Source organism: Acinetobacter sp. 24-47-64, from assembly GCF_057737055.1.
The window spans coordinates 101,054-125,791 of the sequence record NZ_CM173215.1 but is presented as its reverse complement, the minus strand read 5'-3'; the positions used below and the strand labels follow the sequence as shown (position 1 = coordinate 125,791).

Genomic DNA, 24,738 nt, shown 5'->3' with positions numbered 1-24,738 from the left:
TTCACCGTATTTTGCATCGATCAATTTCACGAGAAACTCCTTACATAGATTTTAATTTTAAAGATATGGGGAGTAAGTTGAATGCGTCACGGTGATATCTCAAGTAGTCCAAATACAGTAGGTGTAGCAGTAGTGAACTATAAAATTCCACGCTTGCACACCAAAGCAGAAGTACTTGAGAATGCAAAAAAAATTGCTGAAATGTTGAAAGGAATTAAACAAGGTATTCCAGGTATGGATCTCATTGTTTTTCCTGAATACAGCACCATGGGCATTATGTATGATCATGATGAAATGATGGCAACTGCAGCCACAATCCCAGGTGATGAAACGGCAATTTTCTCTCAAGCTTGTATTGAAGCAAATGTTTGGGGCGTATTCTCAATTACTGGGGAACAGCACGAAGAACACCCGCATAAAGTGCCATATAACACCTTAGTGCTCATCAATAACAAAGGTGAAATCGTTCAAAAATATCGCAAGATTATTCCATGGTGCCCAATTGAAGGCTGGTGCCCTGGAGATACGACTTATGTGACAGAGGGCCCTAAAGGCATCAAGATGTCACTCATTATCTGTGACGACGGCAATTACCCTGAAATTTGGCGCGACTGTGCGATGAAAGGTGCTGAACTTGTGGTGCGATGCCAAGGTTATATGTACCCGGCTGATGAACAGCAAATCAATATGGCCAAATGTATGGCTTGGGCAAATAACGTTTATGTCGCTGTTGCCAATTGTACTGGTTTTGATGGGGTGTATACCTACTTTGGACATTCGGCAGTGGTCGGCTTTGACGGACGTACATTAGGTGAATGTGGTACGGAAGAAAATGGCATCCAATACGCACAGTTATCACTCACAGAAATACGTGATGCACGTAAATACGATCAATCACAAAACCACTTATTCAAGCTGCTACACCGTGGCTATACAGGCGTATACAACAATGGTGATGGTGTTAAAGGGGTTGCCGATTGTCCATTCGACTTCTACAAGACATGGGTCTTAGACGCACAAAAAGCACAGGAAAATGTTGAGCAGTTTACGCGTTCAACCATTGGCGTTGCAGAATGCCCAATTGGCAACTTACCTCACGAAGGGTTAGAGAAAGAAGCTTCTTAAAGAAGCTTCGTCCGACTTGATTTCAGGAGGTTTCGAACATGACATTTGCCAGTGACCGTATACATGCCAATCAGGAAAGCTTGGCAAAACAATGCTATGACATGCAAAGCAAGGAATGTATAGCACGTACTTCCCGATTCAGTTTTGAACCAGATGCCGTGATGACCCATCTACGTGAACGTATTATTGGACAAGAAGCCGCACTTGATGAAATTGAAAATATGCTCACCACAGTGAAAGCAGATTTTAACGCAGCTCATCGTCCTTTAAGTGTCACACTGATGTTAGGTCCTACCGGTGTAGGAAAAACTGAAACAGTCCGCCTCATTGCTGAAGCGATACACGGTAAAGCTGATGCATTCTGCCGAATTGATATGAATACATTGGCACAAGAGCATTATGCAGCCGCCCTGACAGGTGCCCCACCAGGCTATGTCGGCTCTAAAGAAGGAAATACTTTATTCGATGAAGCCCTGATTCAAGGGAGTTTCTCCAAACCTGGCATTGTTCTCTTTGATGAAATTGAAAAAGCCAGTACTGAAGTCATTCGAGGACTACTCAATGTGCTTGAAACAGGAACTTTAAAATTAACTGCGGGTACAAAGGTTTTAGACTTTAAAAACTGCATGATTTTTATGACCAGTAATGTGGGTGCCAAAGAAGCTCAAAAGCGCCTGAAACAACTTAGTCAATTACCGAAACCACTCCTGAAATTAGCCAAGCATTTGAAGTTAGATGACAGTGAAATCACGACAAAAGCACTCGATAAAAAGTTTGATCCTGAGTTTCTAAATCGAATTGAGCGAATCTTACATTATCAGCCAGTTGAATCTGATTTTGCTGCAACCTTAGTCCAACTCGAAATTGACAAAATGAACCAACGTCTAAAAAAGCAAAGTCGAACCATTGCTTTGACCGATGCTGCCATTCGATTCCTGAGTTCAGGACATGATGTTCGATTTGGTGCTCGGGGGTTAAGCCGTCGTTTTAAAGTGTTAGTTGAACCTGCACTCGCGAAAGCTTTTCTAAACAACAAGCACATTAGTGAATTCATCATCGATTACGACAATACGAAGCTTCAAATTCAGATGATTGAGCCTGCAGTGAAACAACTTGATCCGTTACTGATACACGAAGCATCACAACAACACTGAGACCTAAACTTTATTTGACCTCAATACAGGGGATACATTATGCAACATATTAAAATCAAACCAGGAGTTCCACTTGCGGAGCAAGCCGAAATTGGTCACAACCGTTGGCACCCAGACTTACCTTTTCTGACATCAGTAAAACCTGGTGAAGAAATTCTGATTGAAAGTTTGGATTTCCTTGACGCTCAAATTAAAGATACTGACGATATTTCTGATGTTAAAAATGTGGATTTAACACGTGCTCATCCTTTAACAGGTCCATTCTATGTTGAAGGTGCAGAACCAGGTGATTTGTTGGTCATTGATCTACTAGACATTCAACCGATTTCTGATGTGGGTTTTTCGGGTGTTTTTGCCAAGGAAAATGGTGGTGGCTTCTTGGCGGACTATTTCCCAGAAGCAGATAAAGCCATTTGGGATTTGAAAGGTTTATTTGCAACTTCACGTCATATCCCTGGTGTACGTATTGCAGGATTAAAACATCCTGGCTTGATGGGAACTCTACCATCACATGATTTACTGAAAGAATGGAATCGCCGTGAAGCATTGCTCGTTCCTAAAGGTCAGGCAAACCCTCCTGATCCACGTACAGCCGTTCTGCGTGGTGTGAAAGGTCCCGAATTTGATCGTATGGCGGCTGAAGCTGCACGCACAGTTCCTCCACGTGAACATGGGGGTAACACAGACATTAAAGACCTTGCTGCAGGAAGCCGTATTTACTTCCCTGTTTATCAAAAAGGTGCTGGCTTCTCAATGGGGGACCTCCACTTCTCACAAGGTGATGGTGAAATTGGTTTCTGTGGTGCGATAGAAATGGATGGCGTTACACGTGTCGGTTTCGATTTAATCAAAGGTGGGATGGAAAAATACAATATTGATTCACCTATCTTTGTTCCAAGCAATGTGCGTCCAAATTATGATCAATGGCTGACTTTCGAAGGGATCAGTGTTGAAGATGGTGTAAATCACTATCTCGATGCGACAGTGGCTTACCGCCAAGCATGTTTAAAAGCCATTAAGTATCTTGAAAACTTTGGCTTTACTGGGTCACAAGCCTACATGTTACTTACCGCTGCACCGGTTGAAGGTCGTATCGGAGGTATTGTAGATATTCCAAACTGTGCATGTACCGTCTCACTCCCAACCTCCATTTTTGAACAAAATATCTTGCCGCAAGGTGCTTTAAATGACGATAAATTTTGGGGGCATAAACGCTAATTAGCGCATTATTGTTGTTACAGGTTTCACCATTTTACGGGGTAGCTTGAGTAAGCATGCGAGCTACCTCCTTTTTAACTTTTAAACATGCGCATGCTTAAAAATAAGTAGGAGCACGACCATGCCATTATACGATTTCCGCTGTGATCACTGCGAAGGAATTTTTGAACAACGTGTGCCTATTTCTAGGATTGCAACTGACACCATCGAATGTAAATACTGCCAACAACAAACCTTAGCAAAACCGATGATCACTGGCAGACAACAAATCAACATGAAGACCAAATGGCGCCCAGAGTCAGGCGCAGAACAACTTGCAGGACCTTTAGTCGGCGGTCCAGGTACCAATAAAAATAGTGCGCGCAGTTCAGTGCTACACAATTGTCGTGGTGTGAATTGTTCACTCTGTGAAGTATAAAAAAGCCCGCAGATGCGGGCTTTAATGCTCGTGTCTACGGACAATTAAACGACTAATTCAGCTAAGTTGCCTTTTTGTTCCAACCATTCTTTACGATCACTTGCGCGTTTCTTGGCTAATAATTTATCTAATAAACCTGAAGTAAAATGCACATCATCCAAATCTAGTTGCACCAAACGACGAGTATTGGGATCCAATGTTGTTTCACGGAGCTGACTTGCATTCATCTCACCCAAACCTTTAAATCGTGTGATTTGTGGGGATTTAGTTTTGGCTTTTTTCAATATGCCTTCTAATTCTGCTTCATCAAGCGCGTAATGCACATCTTTACCGTCATCAATACGGAATAAAGGTGGCATCGCAACAAATAAGTGCCCTGCTTCAACTAGACTTGGGAAGTGCTTCACAAATAATGCACATAGCAAAGTCGCAATATGTAATCCATCTGAGTCTGCATCGGCAAGAATACAGATCTTGCCATAGCGAAGTTCAGACAAATCATCAGAACCCGGATCGACTCCTATTGCGATTGCAATATTATGCACCTCTTGAGAAGCAAGTACTTCATCTGAAGAGACTTCCCAAGTGTTTAAAATTTTTCCGCGGATCGGCATAATCGCTTGGAAATTCTTATCACGCGCCTGTTTGGCAGATCCTCCAGCAGAATCACCTTCCACAATAAATAGTTCTGACTCTTCCAAACTATGTCCCACACAATCAGATAATTTGCCTGGTAAAGTTGGACCTGAAACGATTTTTTTGCGCTCAACTTTCTTTGCAGCTTTTAAACGACGTCCCGCTTTTGAAATCGCCATTTCAGCCAATTGCATTGCAATTTCTGAATTTTGATTCAACCATAAGGCAAAAGCATCTTTTGCGATGTTCTGCACAATCCCAGAGGCTTCACGACTTGAAAGACGCTCTTTGGTTTGACCTGAAAATTGTGGCTCTTGAAATTTCAAAGATAGAATATAGTTCACGCCATCCCACACATCTTCCGCTGAAAGTTTCATATTACGTGGTAAGAGATTACGTAACTCACAGAACTCACGGATCGCATCCGTCACACCTGAACGAAGACCATTCACATGTGTGCCACCTTGCGCCGTTGGAATCAAGTTCACATAAGATTCTTGAATGCTCTCTCCGCCTTCAACATTCCAACAAATCGCAAACTCCGCACTGGCACGTTCCGCGTCACCTGTAGCGACAAATGCAGGCATAGGGATGATTTCACGATCTTCCAACTCATCCATCAAATAATCGACGAGACCATTTTCAAACTGCCAAGTGATCTTTTCGTCGTTAATTTCATCAACATAATTGATTTGTAAGCCAGCAGCTAATACCGCCTTCGCTTTTAAATTGTGTTTAAGTGCCTTTAATGCAAATTTAGGTGAATCAAAATATTTCGCTTCAGGCCAAAAGTGAACTGAGGTACCCGATGCACGTTTAGGTGCTTTACCTTCCAGAACTTCAAGTGGTGCCGTTGCTTCACCTTGCTCAAAGGCCATTTTGTACAAATTACCTTGGCGCTGAACTTGGACTTCCACACGTGTGGAAAGCGCATTTACAACAGAAATACCAACCCCGTGCAAACCACCAGAGAATTGATAATTATCTGTGCTGAATTTCCCGCCTGCATGCAGTTTAGTCAGAATAATTTCAATGCCGCTTTGACCATATTCAGGATGAATATCAACTGGCATACCACGCCCGTTATCTTCTACTGACAATGAACCATCTTTATACACAGTCACTGTAATTTTATTCGCGTGTCCTGCCAATGCTTCATCGACCGCATTATCAATGACCTCTTGCGCCAAATGGTTTGGACGTGTGGTATCGGTATACATGCCTGGACGACGGCGTACAGGATCTAAACCAGATAAGACTTCAAGGGATTGGGCCGTATATTGAGACACGTTGAATTGTTTCCTTATTTTAAGCTGTCAGCTAAAAACTGATATACCAAGGGTATTTTATCCGCGAAATCATCCATCGCGTGATTGCCATATGTTTCCGTAATGAGGAACGCTTGATGACCATCGCAATTATAATAACGTTCCGCTTCACGATAATCCAAAACTTCATCACCTTGTTGTAACAAGACCAAGATTTTGTCTGCATCTTGCACAAACGGAACTGCCATATGCTCCAATTGATCAAGCTGAGCTTCATCTAACGACCAATTCGCAGTGACTGGATAAGGAAACTGCGCCGTTGAAAACAAGTTTCTAAATAATTTCCATGGTTGCATAGCGGGATTAATCAGTACAGCTGCGACTCCATGTTTCGCGGCAAGCTGCGTCGCATAAAATCCACCTAAACTGCTCCCAATCAAAACGACATTTGACATAGACTCGATGAGTGTCGAAATCGAAGTAATGACCTGATCAGGCGGCATATTTAAATCGGGTAAATGCACTTGTACATGTTCATGTCTTTCAAAATACTGACGAATCAGTTGCCCTTTAATCGAAAAAGGACTACTTTGAAATCCATGTAGATAGATAATATTCATGAACTGATTAATTGCATTTTCCTCAAAATTGTTCTAATTTTTATTGTGAATCAGATCACATATTTGTTTCTCTTTTGTACGATCACAAATATTGTCAGACAAAAAAATTAGAGCCGATCTGAAATCAAAGTTATCTTAAAAATTGTTCGGGATGAACAACATAAGATAAATACAAGGAATTTTATACAGTGATCATTGCTAAAAATAAAGTGTCTTTAGATGATCATGCACTATCAGGATAAGACTAGATGCCGAGTTTAACGCCACTACATGAAACCTATTGTAAATGGGATCGATCTCCTCCGAGTCAGGCCGATGTGCTTGAAGGTTTGGCACAACTGGTCAGCACTCCAATTAACCTTGCTGTTCAAAATCTCATTCAATCACTTCAACGTGAAGTGCTCTTAACCGTATTTGGTTTAAGTAAAAAAACATCAAAAGAATTTCAAAAGAAAACCTACGTTCGAAAGTTATATAAATTTTCATATGACACGCTTCTAAATTACGGAAATTATTTGGTCGCACCAGCCCTGCGCAAAATCATTGATCAATTTCCGAAACTCCATGATAAACCCCTCACGCCAAAAATGATTTTTTTGGTCAGTGCTCTTAATGGCGTGATTGGCGACTATTTACTCAAAAATCAAAATCCGTTGGCGATTACCAGTAATCTGTATGATCACTATGGAGAGTTACAACAGGGTGACCTGTCAGGTCGTGTCGTGATCTTTTGCCATGGTCTGTGCATGAATCATCTTGATTGGACCAATCGCAACTATGGCGGCATTGGTGAAAAACTGCTTGCACAACGCGACAACAACACCATGCTTTATTTGCATTACAACACTGGTCGCAGAATTTCAGCGAATGGTCGTTCGTTGGCCAATATGCTTGAAGACTTGGTAAAGCGCAATCCACGTATCACCAGCCTTGATTTAATCGGTCACAGTATGGGTGGTTTGGTTTCTCGAAGTGCTTTGTTTTATGGTAAACAAAATCTCCATCAATGGTTTCACATGGCAGAGAATTTGGTCTGCTTAGGTTCTCCACATCATGGTGCGGTTCTAGAACGTATTGGCTTTGCCGTTCAAGAAAAAATTGGACACTTTCCCGTCATCAAGTTAGCCAGCCACATTGTGAATATTCGCAGTGATGGTATTTTGGATTTACGCCATGGTAGTGTCCGTGATGATGACTGGGAACACAATCACGCTCGTATTGGCATGATGGATGATAATCGTAAACCTGCACCGCTGCCTTCACATATCAATACATTCCTAGTAGCTGGAACAATTGAGTTTGAAAATCGTAAAAATCGTACACTCAAAGTCATTGGCGATTACTTAGTGAGTGTGCAAAGTGCTTTGGGTGAGCATCCAAATCCGCGATTCCAACTGAAATTGCCAGAATCACACAAAGCTGTGTTCTACGGGCTCAATCATATGGAGATTCAATACCATTCCAGTGTTGCTGAGCAAATCGTTAAATGGTTCTATCCACATCACGATGAATTAGCTGAAGAGCAAATCCGTAAATATTTAATCAAATTAGAAAGCATGGAAGGAATCGTAGAAACCTGACCATCTTCAATAAAAAAGCCAACTATTAGTTGGCTTTTTTATTTTAAGCAGGATACTTTCTGAATAACTGCCAAATCGAGATGATCAGCAAAATACTAAAAAATACCAAAGACCATACAGGTAAAGACTGACCTAGGAAAGTCCAGTCTACTACCGCACATTCGCCTGATCCTGACAACACTTGTTGAAGCACTGTTTTAAGCGGCAAAGCATCTACCAAATAATCTAAACCAGGCCCACAACTTGGCACTTTATCTGGAGGTAAACTCTGCAGCCAGACATGACGTGCAGCAACACCCGCTGACCATAAAATCGATAATGTCCCTAGGAAAGCATATGCTCGTTTTAAACCATTACGGACGGGATTGTGTAGAACCGCAATAAAAGAAATCAGTCCCAGTCCGATCAGACCTAACCGTTGAAATACACACAATGGACAAGGCTCAAGTCCTTGGACATGTTCGAGATACAACGCGAAGACCATTCCAATCACGCTGGCTACAAACAACAGACCACTCACCATGCGATAATTTTGCCACTGCATATACTTTCCTCAATATTTTTATCGATATGCTTTTAAATATTCTTTAAAGCTTAGACTACACTCTGCTTCCAACTGTTGTTGCTGTTCAAGTGATTGCACTGTGAGTTGTTCAAAATAGGTGACTTTATCCTGAGATAACACATAATTTTGATAATGATCAGCATGTTGATGCGCGAGCACACTGCCTAAGCTCCAAGTACCACTATGTTTTACAGTATCTTCTACTATTTTCGCAGAGAAGGTTTCATCCACTTCATCTACTCGTGATTGCATAATTTGCATTGCATCAGAATACAACGAGGTCGAGTGAGCTTGATCTAACGTTTCTGCTAAAGGCTGCATCTGTTTGAGATATTGATTTGCCCATGTCTCAATTTCAATTGATTGACCATTTTCAACAATGGCAGCATTTGGGGCACGCCCACGATTCACAACTTCTTGCTGGTTTTGTTCAATCACTTCAAGTTCATCATCTAGCAGCTCAGGACTGTCTTTTAATAAACAATAAAGCGCTAATACCTCTAGGAAGCCTGCAGTATCTTCATTGATACCAATTGGGCTGTATGGATTCACATCTACTGCGCGTAATTCAACATACCCTACCCCACGGTTTGCTAATGCATCAGATGGTGTTTCACCAGACTGTGGTACTTGTTTAGGACGTACAAGACTATAGTACTCGTTTTCAATTTGCAGTACGTGATCATTAATTTGGATCGGTTCGCCCGCTTCGTCATCTAATCCCAAACGACTGAAAGCAGCATAAGACGTTTTCACCGCCTTTTGTAAGCCTGCTAAATATCCTTTCAAATCATTGTAATGAATACCTAACTCTTTCTGCGCCGAGTTTTGATATCCAAAGCGCCCCATACGCAATGCAGTGGCATATGGCAAATACAATGTTCCCTTAATTAAAGGCAATAAATGATGTTCACGACCCGTCATAAAACAACGACAGACTGATGGGCTTGCACCTATCAGGAACATAACCAATGGGGTTAAACGAATGAAATTTCGAATTAAAGCGAAATATCGATGGCTGCGATAATCCTGCAAACTGAGCTGTTTTAAAGCTTCATCTTGCTCGTTTGCTTGCAACTGCTCAAACAACGCATCAGGGAATGAAACATTGTAATGTACACCTGAAATCGTCTGCATACGACGACCATAACGTACACCTAAACCACGGCGGTATAAAGTTTTGAATTTACCGATATTGGATGAGCCATATTGCGCAAGACGAATGCTTTCTTCTTCATCATCCAACATACATGGCATCGACATTGGCCATAGCTTTTCACCATCTTCTAGGTGTCGATGGGTGAAAGCATGAATATCTTCTAAGTAGCTTAATGCTTCAGAAATTGAAGATTGAGGAGGCGTAATAAACTCAAGTAAGGCTTCAGAATAATCTGTCGTAATATGAGGATGAGTTAACGCAGAGCCTAAACCCTTAGGATGATCTTTCTGGGAGATAAAGCCATTACTTTGCATCCTTAGGCTTTCGCGCTCAATGCCTCGTAACATACCTTTAAACACCGTCGAATCCACCCAATTTGGTAAAATTGTTTCAGAGAGCGCTTCGGGTTGACTCATTACTTACTCGCTTATCTAGAAGAACGACTGAGATAAAAAATTATTGATTTATATCAAGTATACCGTGATTTATATTCCCAAATGCAGTTTGCATATACATTTCAGTTGGATAAACCTTTTATTTTGGCAAATTTTTAACACAATCTTAGTCTTTAAGACATCTGAAATTTGTGATTTTATTGCAGAATAAATGCTAACAAACTGTAAAGAATATGAATTATCACAACGTTATAGATTTTTGGTTCAGTGCCGAAACTCAACCGCATTGGTTTGCGAAAAGCGATGCTTTCGATCAACTTATTCAAGCGCAATTTGGTCACACCATCCAACAAGCTGCCGCAGGCGAACTATGGACATGGCGGGAAGCTGCTTTAGGACGCTTAGCAGAAATCATTGTCTTGGATCAATTTTCTCGTAATGTTTATCGTGGCAAAGCTGAATCTTTTGCCCAAGATCCATTAGCACTTGGGCTAGCTCAAGAAGCGGTTCGTCTTGGTTTAGATCTCGAACTGGAACCTGAACAACGTAGCTTCTTATATATGCCTTTCATGCATAGCGAATCAAAAATCATTCACACTCAAGCGCTTCGTTTGTTTGAGGCATTAGGCAACCCTGTAAATTTAGACTTTGAGAAAAAGCATCAAGTCATCATTGAACGTTTCGGCCGCTATCCTCATCGTAATGAAATTTTAAATCGTCTCTCTACGCCTGAGGAAATAGAATTCTTAAAACAGCCAAACAGTAGCTTCTAAATTGATATTGACACAACAGACTTCAGGAGAGCGAAATGAAAAACTTATGCATGATTTTGGGATTATCTGGCATGCTCCTGCTGTCTGGTTGTGTCACGACGCCAAGTAAACCGCGTACATTTGATCAGCTTGGGCAATTCGCAACTATTCCCTTGAACCAATCAACGTATCGTATTAGTTTTCAAGGCTCATCTAACATGAGCTATGGTACAGCTGAAGAAATAACCTTACTTAAAGCTGCACAAACAACGGTCAAACAGGGCTTTCATTTTTTTAAAGTCCAAGATGATCCAAGCAATCGCACACAACAACCACCTCGTCAAGCTGTGGTTTATTCCAATCCTTACCCGTATGGTTATGGATATCGTAGACATCCTATGTTCTTTGATCCTTTTTATGATGTGCCACAGGTGGTCAGTTTAGAGCCAGTTCAAGTAGCCTATACCATCACTTGTTTTAAAGATCAAAAAACAGCACCTCAAGATACTTTTGATGCACGTTTAATTTTACAGGCCTTAGGGTCTAAATATGGTTTAAGTGCTACAGGCGACATACTGCCTGTACAAACACAGCCTTCTCAATCACAATAAAATAATATTAATACAACAGCTTACATAGGAATTATGCATGAGTGCATCACCAACAATGACTACCCCTAGTCTGGATCGAAGCAAACGGTTTGCCATGATCGCACTGGTTGTCGCTGTATTGGCTTGGATATCGCTCATGGTGGCTGCCAAAATTTTTCCAGAATATGTTTGGCTTATTCATATTTTAATGTTGTCTGCTGAAGCAGGTGTGGTTGGTGGTTTAGCAGATTGGTATGCCATTACGGTTTTGTTTCGGAACCCATTCGGTCATATCCCTATTCCTAAGTTTTTAAAAGATCACACCGAAATTATTCCACGTAACAAAGCGCGTATTGCAGAATCCATGGGACGTTTTGTTCAAGAAAACTTCCTATCGCCACAGATTGTGGCAAAAAGCTTGAGTCAAACAGATGTGAGTTTGGCAGTAGGACAATGGCTAGCCAATCCAGATAACAATCGTCAAGTGACTCAAGTGATTCAACAGACAGTGCCTAAAGTTTTTGAGTTTGTTGGACAAGAACAAGTCGGTAGGTTTATTCAAACTAACAGTGTGCAATGGGTAAAGAACACTCAAATCAATACCCTGGCCAGTGAAATGATTCGTGCCGTATTAGAAAATGACTTCCACCAAGATGTTTTACAACGTGGTCTCGATGTTGCGCACGGTTGGGTGACTTCACATCCTGAACAAACTCGGGAGCTAACCCGCACCCTATTTAAAGAACTCGGAGTGTGGCGTTTAGCCAAAGGCGCAAGTTGGATCGGTATCGATGTTCAACAAAGAACGATTGACTCTTTGATAGAGCGTGTCGAGTCAATGTTGGCTGATCCAGAGCATCCATGGCGTCAAAAAATTGAGAGTATTGCACAGCATTTAATGACTGAACTGGCAAATCCTGAAAGTCAGGCGAGTCTTAAATTAAATGAAACTAAAAATGCATTGTTAGATAGTCCTCAAGTTTTAAATTTTATTACTGGTGCCGTCGTCATTCTGTGCAATGCCATTCGTGAAGATTTGGAGAAAGCAGATTCAGGTATAGCTGAAAATTTACGTGTTGCGATTCAACAAGTCGGTCAAAACATCATTTCCAATCCTGCATTACGCCAATTATTAAATGAAAAAATGAGTTCAATGGCAGTCAATCTCAGTGATCAATACAGCGAAAAAGTCATTTTATTTATCAGTGAACGCATTCACGAATGGGACTCACGAGAAATGATCGATAAAATTGAAAATGAAGTCGGTGGTGACTTACATATGATTCGCGTCAACGGTGTTGTCGTTGGTGCATTTATCGGTTTAGTGTTAGGGATCATCCGAGCAGCAGTTGAATTTTTGATTTAACTTAGAAATGAAATTTAAATTTGGTCGCTGACTAAAATTGAATTCATTGTGAATTGACGTCATCAAAAAGCCCATTTCTGCATGAATGGGCTGTATTTATTATTCTTAATCCATTTAAATAACTAAGCTATCACTAGAGTCATTCCTATCTGCTTCATCTTATATAAACCATAATAATATTATAAGGTTACATAATTTTTTTACGATTTAAATGTGAAATAATATCTTGATAAGAGTCTACTTTACAAAAATAAGCTGGGGAGTTCTTTCTCACGTCTTCTGAGGGTTGAAATAAAAAACCATAATCAACTAAATGCAACATCGAAAAATCATTGAATGCATCACCGATCGCAATACTATTGGTCATTGAAACGTTTTCTTTTTGGAACTCTACAATAATTTCATGTTTCCCTTTATCTCGTGTATACAGAACATTTTCTATAAATCCATCTGGTCCAATTTCTAAGTGATGACAATATGTATTTTTAACAGGAAGATTTAATTTTTCAAAAAAGGGAAATAAAAACTCATAAAAGCAATCTGAAATAATGTTAACTTCAAAATTTTCAGCCTTTTGCAAATATTCTAAAAACTCCTTAGCATCTGGAATGACATCCAGTTCTTTAATGTCATCGATTAATTGTTTTAAAGGAATTTTATTTTCTTTCAGTAAATTAATTCTAAATTCCATCAGAGACTTATAGTCTGCGACTTCTCGAGTTGTAATCGCCAACTCTGGGATATTGTATACATTTGAAAAGTGTTTCCATATTTCAGGGACAAGAACACCTTCCATATCGATAAAAGCCATCTTTTTCATATTGCTACCCTATTATTGAAATTTAGCAAACAGAAGTGCTATCCCTAGCAGACATAATACAGTTCCAATCACTCGGTTAATCTGTACTTGCTTAGCTAACATTTTCTGTCTTAAAACAATCGATGAAAAAAGCAAAGCCACCAATCCAAACCATAAAAAATGAGCAAAAGACATAAATAGCCCATAACCGACCAGAATCGCTTTCGGCGTACTCACACTGATGATCTGAGTGTATGTACTAATCACAAATAAAGTCGTTTTAGGATTAAGTGCATTGGTGAAAAAGCCATATTTCACTGCTTGAAAAGGATTAATTGCAGCAGTTGATGACATCTCGACAACCGGACTTTGTACAAAAGTTTTATAACCGATATAGATGAGATAAATGGCTCCAATATACTTCACAATATTTAGAATTTGAGGTGTATACGCCATGACAAATGCGACAGCAATAAGCGTATAAGTCACATGAATCAACACACCTAAAGAAATTCCCAGTGAAGTGAGAACACCTATCCTTCTACCATATAAGTAACTGTTTTTTGTCACGATAGCAAAATCAGCACCAGGACTCACAACAGCGAGTATGGTGATGAGAATAACTGCTATAAACTCACCCATTCATTATGCCTTTTTAAACGTGATCACTAATACATCTCTTAATCCAGTATCACCCAACGTAAAATCATTGACTTTGATTTCCGTTACGCTGTGATAGACCTGATGATCATCCACAAGTGCGATATCTAAAAAATTTTCAAGCATAAATTCTGCTTTCAAATTCTTATTTAAGTCATAAATTCGGGTCATTCCACCCTGAACATTTTGACGGTTGATCATGGCCATTAAAACGAAATCCACCCCATCTCGATGTATCCCCTCAGGGGTTGGCTTACCACTATCGTTAAATTTTGCTTCAATGCGAAATTGATGCGCTTCGATAAACCAATTTTCAGTTTCAATTTCTGAAAAGGTAAGATATGCGAATTGTAGTAAATTTCTAAAAATTGGATTTTCAATTATATTTTTATCAATCTCTGAAAAATATCTCGCAATTCCACCATTCAAAGTGTTGTATTCAATCGTCTGAAAATGAGGAATATAAGAATTTTTCAGTAAAATTTTATGCTTATCATTAATAGTAAAAGTTGCATGTTTTCTTGTTCGATATTTACCTTTATCCGACATAAATTGATCTAAATCTAGAGCGTTCCAACTGTCTATAAAATCACTGACATCTTGCTCATTAGCATCGTGAAAATTATTATTTTTCTGTATTTCTTGGAATGTATTTAAATCAATAAATGCATAACCCTTTTTGATTATCTCTTTTGAATATCTGTATTCATCGAGATGCTGCTTGTTAAATGGACTGAATTTTAATATATTTTCCATTGTATTAGCTTTATTTTGCTTTTGGTAATCTTCATTTTGAACAAAAGTTAAAAAAATAAAATCAATAAAATCGACTAAAAATACATGAGTTTTTGGAATGATAGAAAAAATATCTTTGAATTCACTGAAGTTTTTTTATTTTGTCGCTAAATACAGCAGTGTCACGATTGCAGCAAAGAAATTATTTGTTACGCAAAGTGCCGTCAGTAAGCAAATTTACAATCTCGAAGAAATATTAAATATCACATTATTTGAACGACGAAATAAAACCTTGATACTCACCAAAGAAGGAGAAACTCTTTTTCATTGCGCTCAGAATATTTTCAATCAATTGGATGATTGTTTAATTGGACTAACTCAAAATAAAACTGAAAACAAACAATTGGTACTGTCCTGTGAACCAACCATTTCGATGAAGTGGTTAATTCCACGACTTGTTGAATTTAAAAAACTCGGACATGATTTTGAAGTGGTTTTGCTCACAGGTGGTGGTGTAGTCGACTTTGAAAAAGATAATATCGATATCGCAATACGAAGAAATGATTTTGAATGGGGATCGCATCTGTTTAGTGAGAAAATTGGCGATGAATATATTGTGGCAGTCCAAGCATCTCACCACCCTAAAACCAAAGAATTGTTAATTTCTAAATCACGCCCTTATTTTTCAAAAAAATTACACCAATTGGATGAACTCAAAGATATTTTGAAGAAACATTCCAAAATAGAATTAGAGCATTTTTACTTATGTTTAGAAGGCTGCTTGGCTGGCCTAGGAAAGACGATCATTTCTATCTACATGATTGAAAAAGAATTAGAGCTCAAGTCTGTAAAAAAAATAACACCAATTCTTCAGGATGGTTCTGCCTATTATCTACTGTCCCATACTAGATTTATTGAAGATCCTCGGAAGATTATTTTTTTAAATTGGTTAAAAAATGAAATGAAGCAAAGTCAGATCAATCATTTTTAACATGAGATCACATAGATCATCTAAGGTTTTAAACTTAATTGAAGATCATTAGAATCTTATGAGAATTAAAACGAATATGTCGCAGATATTTGTATTTAGTGCAGGCATTTCAACTGCTAAACTACGAAGAAACGGGCTAAATATTACTATCCAGCATGATTAAAATTGAATCTAAATTACCAGACTTAGGTGTCACTATTTTTAGCGTGATGTCAGTACTCGCCCAAAAGTTGAACGCGTTAAATCTTTCTCAAGGTTTTCCTGATTTTCCACCTCCTCCTGAATTAATTGCAGCTTTAGCTCAAGCCACACAACAAGGCTATAACCAATATCCACCTGGTGACGGTCTGCTGAGTTTAAGACAAAAAATTGCAGCCCAATTCTGCCAACGAGACCAAGTCGATTTAGACCCGATCAGCGAAATCACCATTACACCTGGTGCAACGACTGCAATTTTGTGTGCCATTCAAGCTGTTGTAAATGCTGGAGATGAAGTAATTATTTTCGATCCTGCTTATGATAGTTATGCACCTGCAGTGAAACTCGCTGGGGCGCAAGCGATCCATATCAACTTGGTACATCCAGACTTCCATGTTGACTGGAATGTGGTGAAAGATCGAATAAATGAACGAACGCGATTAATCATTGTAAATACACCACATAATCCCTCAGGTGCAATTTGGTCCAAGCAAGATTGGCAACAACTGATCGAGTTGATTCAGGATAAAAACATTTGTGTACTTTCTGACGAGGTCTATGAACATTTAGTGTTTGATGGTCAACAACATTATTCTGCGCTTAGTTTTCCTGAACTTCGAGATCGTAGTTTTGTGATTGGTTCATTCGGAAAAACGTTTCATGTTACTGGTTGGAAAACTGGATATTGCGTTGCACCTCAGGTACTGATGAAAGTATTTCGTCAAATTTATCAATTTGCCAATTTCTGTGGTGTCCATCCGATTCAAGTCGCGCTTAATCAATTCATCGAACAACATCCTGAACATATTTTAGATCTCCCCAATTTTTATCAAGCTAAACGTGACTTATTCATCCATGGAATTCAGCATTCAAAATTTCAATATCTGCCGTCACCAGGAACTTATTTTCAAAACTTAGATTTCAGTACACTAAGACCTGAGCTCACAGATATAGAAATGTGCCAATATCTTGCAGAACAACACAAACTGGTAGCGATTCCTATATCAGTGTTTTATCAACAGCCACCTCAAGATCTGAAGCTCATTCGGGTCTGTTTTGCAAAACGAGAGGAAACCTTGCATCTTGCAGGAGAAATTTTAACGAAGGTTCAATCACAATAACGAAAAGAGACGAGACGGATTACTTTATTACTAAAGCAATTTGAATGATAAGGTGTTAAGGTCAATCCGTTGATATAGAAAACAATAATGGATAAGACTTATATATGGCGAGAACCTTACGGCCGATTGATGAACCTGGTTTCTGGAAAGTTTTTTTAGTTTTTTTAGTTCCGCTGATTGCAACCAATATCCTGCAAAATTTATCAGGCACAATTAATACGATCTTCGTCGGGCAAATGATGGGCGTCCAAGCAATTGCTGCTGTTTCCGTCTTCTTCCCTATTTTGTTCTGTCTCTTGGCTTTCGTAATTGGGCTTTCGGCTGGCTCGACGGTATTGGTTGGTCAAGCGTGGGGAGCACAAAATTTAGAAAAAGTAAGAGCGGTTGTCGGCTCTACTATTTTTATGACATTGATCGGCGGGACGATTATTGCCATTTTAGGTGTTCTATCTGCACGCCACATTCTTGAGGCCTTGGGCACAGACCCAAGTGTCATGCATTTATCTTTGCCTTATGTTCAATGGATGTTAGCAGGTAGCCCACTCCTTTTTATTTATATTATTTATACCTCTATCTTACGTGGTGTCGGTGATAGCATTACACCTCTCATCGCTTTGGGAATGACCAGTTTAATTGGGCTCTTTATTACCCCTGTTCTCATCGCTGGATATTTTGGATTTCCTCAATTGGGTATCATTGCACCTGCCATCGCCACGATTGTGGGTTATCTGGCCGTGCTTATTTTTCTGTACGTTTATTTAAATAAAAAAAATCATCCATTACGTCCAGATTTAGCAATGTGTAAACATGTACGCCACAATCCTGAACTAAGCAAAATTATTCTCAGGCTTGGCGTTCCTACTGGCATTCAAATGGTCACGACTTCTGTGGCAGGTTTAGTCATTGTCGGCTTGGTCAATCGCTATGGTTCAGAAGCAACAGCTGCTTATGGCGCAGTCAATCAGGTTTTGAACTATATCCAATTCCCTGCTCTGTCTATCGCAATTGCCACTTCTATTTTTGGGGCTCAAGCGATTGGTGCAGGTAAAGCGGATTCTTTATCACGTGTAACTAAAACAGCACTGGGCATGAATTTTGTCTTTACAGGCGGGCTCGTAATCTTGGCTTATTTGTTCTCAAAATATCTCATGGCATTATTTATTACAGATGATAAAGTTGTGATACTCGGGCAACAATTATTGTTTATTGTGCTGTGGTCAATTTTATTTTTTGGCGCGAGTGCTATTTTCGCCTCAATTATGCGTGCAAGTGGCACTGTCACTATGCCAATGATCATCAATATAGTGGCCATACTCTGTATAGAACTCCCAGCAGCTTATCTATTTAGCGCATGGTGGGGGCTGGCGGGAATCTGGTACGCTTATGCTTTGGCTTTCGTGTGCTTATGTGTGATGCAAGGTTTGTATTATCAATTTGTTTGGAAAAAGAAAACTGTTCAAGTACTGATTTAAATTAGAAATCAAGAAAATAAAAAACCCGCATGACGCGGGTTTTTTTAACGATTATTTAGAATCGAAACGTTTACTCATTTTAGTCGCAAATGCAGTCACTTTTTGATAGCCCGTTGGCATCACACGTTGCATTAAATCAATCACTTTCGCATCGTTACCAATCAGTAAACGACGGCGATCTTTTTGCACTGCTTCTAGAATTTGACGCGCTGCTTCTTCAGGTGGACAACGTAATAATTTATCAAATGTCTGTGCAGATTTCTGTGGATTCATGCCCAAAGACTTTAAACTGTCATTCATTTTTGCAGCTTTCGCAATATTGGTACGAATGCCACCTGGATGTACGCAAAGCGCGCTCACACCCACATTTTCAATATCTAGCTCTTGACGAAGAGATTCAGTGAAACCACGTACAGCAAATTTAGTTGCATTATAAGCAGACTGAGTTGGTTGCGCAGTTAAACCGAATAAACTTGAAATGTTGATAATGTGTCCATCACCTGTTTTCTTAATATATGGTAAGAATTCTTTGGTGCCGTATACGACACCCCAGAAGTTAATATTAACAATCCATTCCAACTCTTCGTATGTTGCACCTTCAACGGTCGAACCCAATGCCACCCCAGCATTGTTGAAAATCATGTTCACTGAACCATGATTCTGTACAGTTTCAGCCGCCCATGCTTTAACTTCGTCACGATTCGCAACATCTACTTTTTTGGTTGTGACTCGTACATTTGCATTCTTCGTCAGTTCAACTGTTTCTGCTAAGCCTTTTTCATTTACGTCACTTAAAGACAAATGACAACCTTGCTTAGCCAGTAACACCGCAAGTTGTTGACCAATACCAGAACCTGCACCTGTGATTGCAGCCACTTTGTTTTTAAAATTTTTCATTGTGAATCCTTTTTTTGATTTTTATGCACCACAGCGTTGATCTGGGTCATTCATGTTCACTATAATTTTGACAATTATTATTGTCAATGTAACTATCGACCATTTTTATTGTTACTATAGGCCAATTTAGTATCTTTAGCTGATCAGTACTCTATACTGACCGCAGCATAACACTTTTATAAAAAGACTCGAATTGCTATGAACCCAGAGAACCTCACTCCATCAGAACACGAGCAAGCGATTGAAAAGCCTCCCGCAAAAGAGCGTCAATTTAAAGGGATGTCCTTAACTGAACGCAAACAAGCACGCCGTGAGAAACTTATTGAAGCGGGTATTGAAGCATATGGAACTCATGGTTTTTTCTCAGTAACCGTTAAAGATATTTGCACACAAGCGAAATTAACTGAACGTTACTTTTATGAATCTTTTAAGAAAAGTGAAAACTTATTCCAAACGATCTTTTTAGAACTGATTGAGAAGCTTCAACAAACATTAATGCAAGCTATTATGAAAGCCTCTCCTGAGCCTCTAAACATGATTAATGCAGGTCTAAATGCGTTCTTTAGTTTTTTAGAAGATGATCCGCGTACCGCTCGGATTATTTATATTGATGCAATGCTCGTCCAAGAACTTCATAATCATGCAACCATTCAAGAAACAATGGGCCGTTTCGACCGAATGATTCATGCCTTTGTCACATTAATGATGCCACATACCCATCTCACTGAAAAAGAGATCTCCTTGATTGCAACTGGTCTAAATGGCTATGTCACTCAAGTTGCTGTTCGCTGGGTAGTAGGTGGTTTTAAACTTCCACGTGCTGAGGTCGTTCAGGCATGTAAAACCGTTTTTCTCGCCCTATTGAATGATCTAATGAAAAAGTAGCATCAAATTAAGATGAAGAAATTGTGACAAATCGTAAGTAAATTTAAGATATTGATTTAATTTAAGATTAATAAATATCAATGAGACAAAATATCAGCCTAATTGTCACAAAACATTGCTATATTTAACTTCGATTTCCATCTTGCAATGATACTGTCATAATTAATCTTTGTAATAAGCCTGTCATAAATATAAAACGGTTCACCGTTCATCATAGGATATTGCGTTGTGAAAGATGACTACATTTTAATTGTCGACGACGAGCTCCCAATTCGGGAAATGATCCATACTTCTTTAGATATGGCAGGCTTTCAATGCTTGGAAGCAGAAGATGCGAAACAAGCACATCAAATGATTGTTGATCAACGTCCAGCGCTTATCCTACTCGACTGGATGTTACCGGGTGGCGTGAGTGGCGTAGATTTGTGTCGTCGCCTTAAGCGTGATGAAACACTTTCAGAAATTCCAGTCATTATGTTGACTGCACGTGGCGAAGAAGACCATAAAGTTCAAGGTCTTGATGCTGGTGCAGATGACTATATGACGAAACCATTTTCAACACGTGAGTTGGTATCCCGTATTAAAGCGGTGTTAAGACGTGCAAATGCGTTAAATGGCGAAAAAACCATTGATGCAAATGGCTTAATTCTTGACCCAGTAAGCCAACGTGTCAGCTATAATCAAAATATTCTTGATATGGGGCCAACAGAATATCGTCTATTGGCATTCTTTATGACTCATCCAGAACGTGCCTATACCCGTGCTCAATTACTTGATCAGGTATGGGGTGGAAATGTGTATATTGAAGACAGAACCATCGATGTCCATATCCGTCGCTTACGTAAGGTGCTCGAACCTTATGGTGCAGACCGTTATGTTCAAACTGTGCGTGGTACTGGCTATCGTTTTTCAACACGAGCTGATGTTGCTTTAGGTTAATTTAGATTTTATGTACGAACCCTACCCCGTCCCAGAATTGGCACGTGAACATCAAAAGTTTCTATATAGCAGTTTATGGACTTTTGCCAAGCAAGACTTACGTTTACTGGTATTTCTACTGATTATTGCGGGCTGTATCGGGTTAGGGATTGGCTATCTTTGGATATGCTTAGGCATTGCCTGTCTCATATTTTTTGGTATCCAATTACGCTCATTATATTTAGTCAATGATTGGATTTCGAATCGTCCTTACGATGTACCACCAAATTTAAATGGAATCTGGGGGGCATTACTGTTCAATGTATATCGGGCTCAACGCCAAGAACGTATTGTTCAGTCTGAAATGGTTGGACTGATCGATCGAACTCAATCTTCTCTCGTGGCTTTATCAGAAGCGATTATTCTTACGGATGATTCCCATCAAATCGAATGGTGGAATCCTGCTGCGGAAAAGTTATTTGGCATTCAAGCTGTTGATCGTGGCCGTAACCTGCTCACGATTATTCGCCAACCTGATTTTATTGAGTATTTTCATAATACCCATCAAGCACCAGATGGTGTAAAAATTAAATTGGTGAACCATGATAATAAGTATGCGCAAATTAAACTGACTCGCTTTGGCAATGAAAGTCGCCTCTTAGTTGCGCACGACATTACCCGTATGAAAAATCTCGAGCAAATGCGTTCAGATTTTGTTGACAATATTTCACATGAATTAAGAACACCACTCACAGTGTTAAGTGGGTATATCGAAACATTCACAGATCAAGAAGATATCAATCCGCGCTGGAAACGTGCCTTTGAACAAATGCAATCGCAAACTAAACGCATGAATGCATTGGTCAATGATCTTTTGCTTTTGTCTCGTTTAGAAAATGAAAAACAAATTGCGAAAAATCAAATTATCGAAATGCCAAGTTTAATGAACCATCTGTTCGATGATGCGCAAGCTTACAATATTGATTATGGTCATACACTTAACCTTGATATAGACAGCCACTGTGACTTAATTGGTTCAGATATGGAATTGGCGAGTGCGTTTAGTAACTTAATTACCAATGCCATAAAGTACACCCCGAAAGGTGGCACCATCACCATCGGCTGGCATGATGATGGAGAACGTGGCTATTTTTCTGTTCAGGATACTGGTATTGGAATTGATCCAAAACACTTACCGCGTTTAACTGAACGTTTTTATCGTGTGGATAGTGCACGCAGTCGTCAAACAGGTGGTACTGGTTTAGGCCTTGCCATCGTTAAGCACGTACTTATGCAACATGGCGCACATATTGAAATCGAGTCGAAAGAAAACGAAGGCTCTACATTTATTGCCGTGTTTCCCAAAGAACGCTTGTATAAAATGCACGAATAAAAAAAGCGCCTAAGGCGCTTTTTTTTATTGAGAAGATATACTCAAATAAGATGACCTAACGCTTCACCCATTACTACAGTTGAGTTCGCCTTAAATGCTTGGTCCCATTGCATTTTATCTTTCTCAAACAAAACTACAGCCGTTGAACCCAAATAAAAACGTCCGAGCTCATCACCTTTTTCAAGTTTCATCGCATGATGGTTCAGCTCTAAGCGACCTGTTGGTTTTACTTTACCTGTCGCAACAGTTTCAATTCCAGCAACAATCATTGCGCCAACTAAAACAACAGCCATACGACCAACATCAGTATCGAATAAACATACCATTCGTTCATTACGTGCAAACAAACCCGGAATATTTTCAGCTGTAGTTTGGTTGACTGAAAATAATTCACCTGGAATATATAAAGTTTCAGTCAATGTACCAGAATAAGGCATATGCACACGATGATAATCACGCGGTGATAAGTACACTGTTGCAAATTCACCATTTTTGAATGGTGCTGCCAATTGAGGATCACCAATTAACTTTTCAACTGAAAAGCTTTGACCTTTTGCCTGAAAAATATCGCCCTCATTGATTTTACCTAATTGTGAAATTGCACCGTCTGCAGGTGACACGACACTTCTAGGATTAGAATCAATTGAACGAACGCCTGTTTTCAAAGAGCGAGTGAAAAACTCATTAAAGGATTTAAATTTCAAAGCATTTTGTTGCTCAGCAATTGACATATCAATGCCATATTTTGCTTTAAATGCTTGAATGACAACATTCTTTAATACTGGGTTTTCACTGGCTGCGACTTTACCCACCAAACGGCTGAGTTTTTGTTGCGGGACGATTTGCTGCGCTTGAATAAATAGTTTCTTTTTTAAATTTGTCAGACTCACTCAGGTGACTCTCCAGTAATGATTGGACTGTCGAGGCGGTTGCCCCACTCGCTCCACGCACCATCATAAGCTTGGATATCCCAACCCAGTAATCGACCAATAATGTAAGCTAAACCTGAACGGTGATGAGACTGACAATATACGACGACTGGCTGATCAAATTGAAAGCCCAATTGTTCTAAACGTTGTTGCGTGCGTTCTAAGGGGTGCAATTTTAAATGATTTTGACGATTAAGTGCAGTACTCCACTCAAAATGTCTAGCCGTTGGAATATGTCCCCCACGACGTGTCGCGAGACGTTGCCCGGTATACTCCTCAGCCGTTCGGCAGTCCCATACTTGGCAAGTTTTATTTTCAATTTTTTTTATTAAAGTTGAATAATCAATACGGTGTTGATCAACATTGGATGTCTTAACTTGAAAAAGACATGTGACTGGCTGAACCTCTTCAACTTCTGAAGACGTAGGATAGTTGGCGCCTAACCATGCATGAATACCACCATTTAATAAACTGGTGTTATAAAAACCCATACAGTGTAGATTCCAGATCAGTCGACCAGCCCATGCCCCACCTTCATCATCATAGACCACGACATGATGCTCAGGTGATATGTTTAATATCTGGACTAGCTGCTGAAGCCCTTCATCATCAGGCAATAAACCCGTAGCTTGTTCCTCTTGGCGCACTAAAAATTTTGGCTTCAGATGTATAGCATGCGGAATATGTAATTGCTCATAGACCGAACTTCGGGTCAAATCAACAATACGTAACTTTTCACTTCCTAAATGAGGAACAAGTTGTTCTGCTTCAATGAGCAGACCGAAATCAAAAGCGTTAGTGGTCATATTTATTGAATAGTTCTATTGGCCTTGTTCAAATCTTAGCACAAGACTTTTTCAAAATTATTCTGATTTTTTGCATGGTATTAGCAAA

General features: G+C 39.5%; 24 protein-coding genes. 14 read left to right on the top strand and 10 right to left on the bottom strand.

Features of this window, described 5'->3' with window-relative positions; translation table 11 throughout:
* Positions 1-81: 81 nt before the first annotated feature.
* From AC1M85_RS00600 to AC1M85_RS00585, 4 genes are all read left to right on the top strand, one after another.
* Positions 82-1,125 carry an aliphatic amidase gene (locus AC1M85_RS00600; RefSeq protein ID WP_488213361.1) on the top strand — a complete coding sequence of 348 codons (1,044 nt, stop codon included), beginning with the start codon at positions 82-84 and terminating at the stop codon, positions 1,123-1,125.
* Positions 1,126-1,163: 38 nt separating this feature from the next.
* A complete protein-coding gene (locus AC1M85_RS00595) occupies positions 1,164-2,279 on the top strand; it encodes an AAA family ATPase (RefSeq protein WP_488213360.1) in 1,116 nt (371 codons plus the stop codon).
* 39 nt (positions 2,280-2,318) lie between these two features.
* Positions 2,319-3,497, top strand: coding sequence for a formamidase (gene fmdA, locus AC1M85_RS00590; RefSeq protein WP_092766540.1), 1,179 nt, complete (start codon positions 2,319-2,321; stop codon positions 3,495-3,497).
* A gap of 121 nt (positions 3,498-3,618) precedes the next feature.
* Complete coding sequence (locus AC1M85_RS00585; protein ID WP_488213359.1) at positions 3,619-3,915, top strand: FmdB family zinc ribbon protein; 297 nt, start codon at positions 3,619-3,621, stop codon at positions 3,913-3,915.
* Positions 3,916-3,959: 44 nt separating this feature from the next.
* Here the strand turns inward: AC1M85_RS00585 and parE are convergent, their stop codons facing one another.
* Entirely contained in the window at positions 3,960-5,840 is a 1,881-nt protein-coding gene (parE, locus tag AC1M85_RS00580; protein ID WP_481591969.1) for a DNA topoisomerase IV subunit B, read from the bottom strand.
* 14 nt (positions 5,841-5,854) lie between these two features.
* Entirely contained in the window at positions 5,855-6,439 is a 585-nt protein-coding gene (locus tag AC1M85_RS00575; RefSeq protein WP_035264764.1) for a YqiA/YcfP family alpha/beta fold hydrolase, read from the bottom strand.
* A 248-nt stretch (positions 6,440-6,687) separates the two neighbouring features.
* Between AC1M85_RS00575 and AC1M85_RS00570 the strand changes: the two genes are divergently transcribed.
* The gene (locus AC1M85_RS00570; RefSeq protein ID WP_481607183.1) at positions 6,688-8,019 is read left to right on the top strand and encodes a PGAP1-like alpha/beta domain-containing protein; all 1,332 of its coding nucleotides are present in this window, start codon (positions 6,688-6,690) and stop codon (positions 8,017-8,019) included.
* Between the two features lie 43 nt (positions 8,020-8,062).
* Here the strand turns inward: AC1M85_RS00570 and AC1M85_RS00565 are convergent, their stop codons facing one another.
* Positions 8,063-8,563, bottom strand: coding sequence for a disulfide bond formation protein B (locus AC1M85_RS00565; RefSeq protein ID WP_481590165.1), 501 nt, complete (start codon positions 8,561-8,563; stop codon positions 8,063-8,065).
* 18 nt (positions 8,564-8,581) lie between these two features.
* Positions 8,582-10,159 (bottom strand): glutamate--cysteine ligase, encoded by a 1,578-nt coding sequence (gene gshA / locus AC1M85_RS00560; RefSeq protein ID WP_488213358.1) that lies wholly within the window; start codon positions 10,157-10,159, stop codon positions 8,582-8,584.
* A gap of 212 nt (positions 10,160-10,371) precedes the next feature.
* On the opposite strand from gshA, the gene AC1M85_RS00555 reads away from it, so the two are divergent.
* Genes AC1M85_RS00555 through AC1M85_RS00545 form a run of 3 tightly spaced genes read left to right on the top strand, consistent with a single transcriptional unit; the run spans position 10,372 to position 12,846 of the window.
* On the top strand, positions 10,372-10,911 hold the full coding sequence (locus tag AC1M85_RS00555; RefSeq protein ID WP_488213357.1) for a DUF924 family protein: 540 nt from the start codon (positions 10,372-10,374) through the stop codon (positions 10,909-10,911).
* 35 nt (positions 10,912-10,946) lie between these two features.
* Positions 10,947-11,501 carry a CC0125/CC1285 family lipoprotein gene (locus AC1M85_RS00550; RefSeq protein WP_488213356.1) on the top strand — a complete coding sequence of 185 codons (555 nt, stop codon included), beginning with the start codon at positions 10,947-10,949 and terminating at the stop codon, positions 11,499-11,501.
* Between the two features lie 37 nt (positions 11,502-11,538).
* Positions 11,539-12,846 (top strand): DUF445 domain-containing protein, encoded by a 1,308-nt coding sequence (locus AC1M85_RS00545; protein WP_488213355.1) that lies wholly within the window; start codon positions 11,539-11,541, stop codon positions 12,844-12,846.
* A gap of 187 nt (positions 12,847-13,033) precedes the next feature.
* Here AC1M85_RS00545 and thrH read toward each other — a convergent pair whose 3' ends face one another.
* Genes thrH through AC1M85_RS00530 form a run of 3 tightly spaced genes read right to left on the bottom strand, consistent with a single transcriptional unit; the run spans position 13,034 to position 15,061 of the window.
* Entirely contained in the window at positions 13,034-13,666 is a 633-nt protein-coding gene (gene thrH / locus AC1M85_RS00540; protein ID WP_488213354.1) for a bifunctional phosphoserine phosphatase/homoserine phosphotransferase ThrH, read from the bottom strand.
* Between the two features lie 12 nt (positions 13,667-13,678).
* On the bottom strand, positions 13,679-14,287 hold the full coding sequence (locus AC1M85_RS00535) for a LysE family translocator (RefSeq protein WP_481590167.1): 609 nt from the start codon (positions 14,285-14,287) through the stop codon (positions 13,679-13,681).
* Positions 14,288-14,290: 3 nt separating this feature from the next.
* The gene (locus AC1M85_RS00530; RefSeq protein WP_488213353.1) at positions 14,291-15,061 is read right to left on the bottom strand and encodes a 2OG-Fe dioxygenase family protein; all 771 of its coding nucleotides are present in this window, start codon (positions 15,059-15,061) and stop codon (positions 14,291-14,293) included.
* A 97-nt stretch (positions 15,062-15,158) separates the two neighbouring features.
* Between AC1M85_RS00530 and AC1M85_RS00525 the strand changes: the two genes are divergently transcribed.
* From AC1M85_RS00525 to AC1M85_RS00515, 3 genes are all read left to right on the top strand, one after another.
* Positions 15,159-16,031 (top strand): LysR family transcriptional regulator, encoded by an 873-nt coding sequence (locus AC1M85_RS00525; protein ID WP_035264791.1) that lies wholly within the window; start codon positions 15,159-15,161, stop codon positions 16,029-16,031.
* A 155-nt stretch (positions 16,032-16,186) separates the two neighbouring features.
* Positions 16,187-17,350 carry a methionine aminotransferase gene (locus AC1M85_RS00520; RefSeq protein WP_488213352.1) on the top strand — a complete coding sequence of 388 codons (1,164 nt, stop codon included), beginning with the start codon at positions 16,187-16,189 and terminating at the stop codon, positions 17,348-17,350.
* 104 nt (positions 17,351-17,454) lie between these two features.
* Positions 17,455-18,822, top strand: coding sequence for an MATE family efflux transporter (locus tag AC1M85_RS00515; RefSeq protein WP_488213351.1), 1,368 nt, complete (start codon positions 17,455-17,457; stop codon positions 18,820-18,822).
* A 51-nt stretch (positions 18,823-18,873) separates the two neighbouring features.
* Here the strand turns inward: AC1M85_RS00515 and AC1M85_RS00510 are convergent, their stop codons facing one another.
* Entirely contained in the window at positions 18,874-19,719 is an 846-nt protein-coding gene (locus tag AC1M85_RS00510; protein ID WP_035264797.1) for an SDR family NAD(P)-dependent oxidoreductase, read from the bottom strand.
* Between the two features lie 198 nt (positions 19,720-19,917).
* On the opposite strand from AC1M85_RS00510, the gene AC1M85_RS00505 reads away from it, so the two are divergent.
* The 3 genes from AC1M85_RS00505 to phoR all read left to right on the top strand — a co-directional run bounded on the left by AC1M85_RS00505 (position 19,918) and on the right by phoR (position 22,915).
* A complete protein-coding gene (locus AC1M85_RS00505) occupies positions 19,918-20,604 on the top strand; it encodes a TetR/AcrR family transcriptional regulator (protein ID WP_488213350.1) in 687 nt (228 codons plus the stop codon).
* A gap of 228 nt (positions 20,605-20,832) precedes the next feature.
* On the top strand, positions 20,833-21,543 hold the full coding sequence (phoB, locus tag AC1M85_RS00500; protein WP_035264799.1) for a phosphate regulon transcriptional regulator PhoB: 711 nt from the start codon (positions 20,833-20,835) through the stop codon (positions 21,541-21,543).
* Positions 21,544-21,553: 10 nt separating this feature from the next.
* Complete coding sequence (gene phoR, locus AC1M85_RS00495) at positions 21,554-22,915, top strand: phosphate regulon sensor histidine kinase PhoR (protein WP_035264800.1); 1,362 nt, start codon at positions 21,554-21,556, stop codon at positions 22,913-22,915.
* Between the two features lie 41 nt (positions 22,916-22,956).
* On the opposite strand, the gene asd is transcribed toward phoR, so the two are convergent.
* On the bottom strand, positions 22,957-23,805 hold the full coding sequence (gene asd, locus AC1M85_RS00490; RefSeq protein WP_180028379.1) for an archaetidylserine decarboxylase: 849 nt from the start codon (positions 23,803-23,805) through the stop codon (positions 22,957-22,959).
* Positions 23,802-24,650, bottom strand: a complete 849-nt coding sequence (locus tag AC1M85_RS00485; RefSeq protein ID WP_488213349.1) for a sulfurtransferase — start codon at positions 24,648-24,650, stop codon at positions 23,802-23,804. The genes asd and AC1M85_RS00485 overlap by 4 nt, the downstream gene beginning before the upstream one ends.
* Between the last annotated feature and the right edge of the window lie 88 nt (positions 24,651-24,738).

Coding starts and splice junctions, on each gene's coding strand:
- AC1M85_RS00525 (WP_035264791.1), top strand. CDS start 15,159: ATGATAGAAAAAATATCTTTGAATTCACTGAAGTTTTTTTATTTTGTC.
- AC1M85_RS00550 (WP_488213356.1), top strand. CDS start 10,947: ATGAAAAACTTATGCATGATTTTGGGATTATCTGGCATGCTCCTGCTG.
- AC1M85_RS00520 (WP_488213352.1), top strand. CDS start 16,187: ATGATTAAAATTGAATCTAAATTACCAGACTTAGGTGTCACTATTTTT.
- AC1M85_RS00505 (WP_488213350.1), top strand. CDS start 19,918: ATGAACCCAGAGAACCTCACTCCATCAGAACACGAGCAAGCGATTGAA.
- AC1M85_RS00510 (WP_035264797.1), bottom strand. CDS start 19,719: ATGAAAAATTTTAAAAACAAAGTGGCTGCAATCACAGGTGCAGGTTCT.
- AC1M85_RS00595 (WP_488213360.1), top strand. CDS start 1,164: ATGACATTTGCCAGTGACCGTATACATGCCAATCAGGAAAGCTTGGCA.
- AC1M85_RS00545 (WP_488213355.1), top strand. CDS start 11,539: ATGAGTGCATCACCAACAATGACTACCCCTAGTCTGGATCGAAGCAAA.
- AC1M85_RS00515 (WP_488213351.1), top strand. CDS start 17,455: ATGGCGAGAACCTTACGGCCGATTGATGAACCTGGTTTCTGGAAAGTT.
- fmdA (WP_092766540.1), top strand. CDS start 2,319: ATGCAACATATTAAAATCAAACCAGGAGTTCCACTTGCGGAGCAAGCC.
- AC1M85_RS00570 (WP_481607183.1), top strand. CDS start 6,688: ATGCCGAGTTTAACGCCACTACATGAAACCTATTGTAAATGGGATCGA.
- AC1M85_RS00535 (WP_481590167.1), bottom strand. CDS start 14,287: ATGGGTGAGTTTATAGCAGTTATTCTCATCACCATACTCGCTGTTGTG.
- AC1M85_RS00585 (WP_488213359.1), top strand. CDS start 3,619: ATGCCATTATACGATTTCCGCTGTGATCACTGCGAAGGAATTTTTGAA.
- AC1M85_RS00600 (WP_488213361.1), top strand. CDS start 82: ATGCGTCACGGTGATATCTCAAGTAGTCCAAATACAGTAGGTGTAGCA.
- phoR (WP_035264800.1), top strand. CDS start 21,554: ATGTACGAACCCTACCCCGTCCCAGAATTGGCACGTGAACATCAAAAG.
- AC1M85_RS00530 (WP_488213353.1), bottom strand. CDS start 15,061: ATGGAAAATATATTAAAATTCAGTCCATTTAACAAGCAGCATCTCGAT.
- AC1M85_RS00555 (WP_488213357.1), top strand. CDS start 10,372: ATGAATTATCACAACGTTATAGATTTTTGGTTCAGTGCCGAAACTCAA.
- AC1M85_RS00565 (WP_481590165.1), bottom strand. CDS start 8,563: ATGCAGTGGCAAAATTATCGCATGGTGAGTGGTCTGTTGTTTGTAGCC.
- AC1M85_RS00575 (WP_035264764.1), bottom strand. CDS start 6,439: ATGAATATTATCTATCTACATGGATTTCAAAGTAGTCCTTTTTCGATT.
- thrH (WP_488213354.1), bottom strand. CDS start 13,666: ATGAAAAAGATGGCTTTTATCGATATGGAAGGTGTTCTTGTCCCTGAA.
- AC1M85_RS00485 (WP_488213349.1), bottom strand. CDS start 24,650: ATGACCACTAACGCTTTTGATTTCGGTCTGCTCATTGAAGCAGAACAA.
- gshA (WP_488213358.1), bottom strand. CDS start 10,159: ATGAGTCAACCCGAAGCGCTCTCTGAAACAATTTTACCAAATTGGGTG.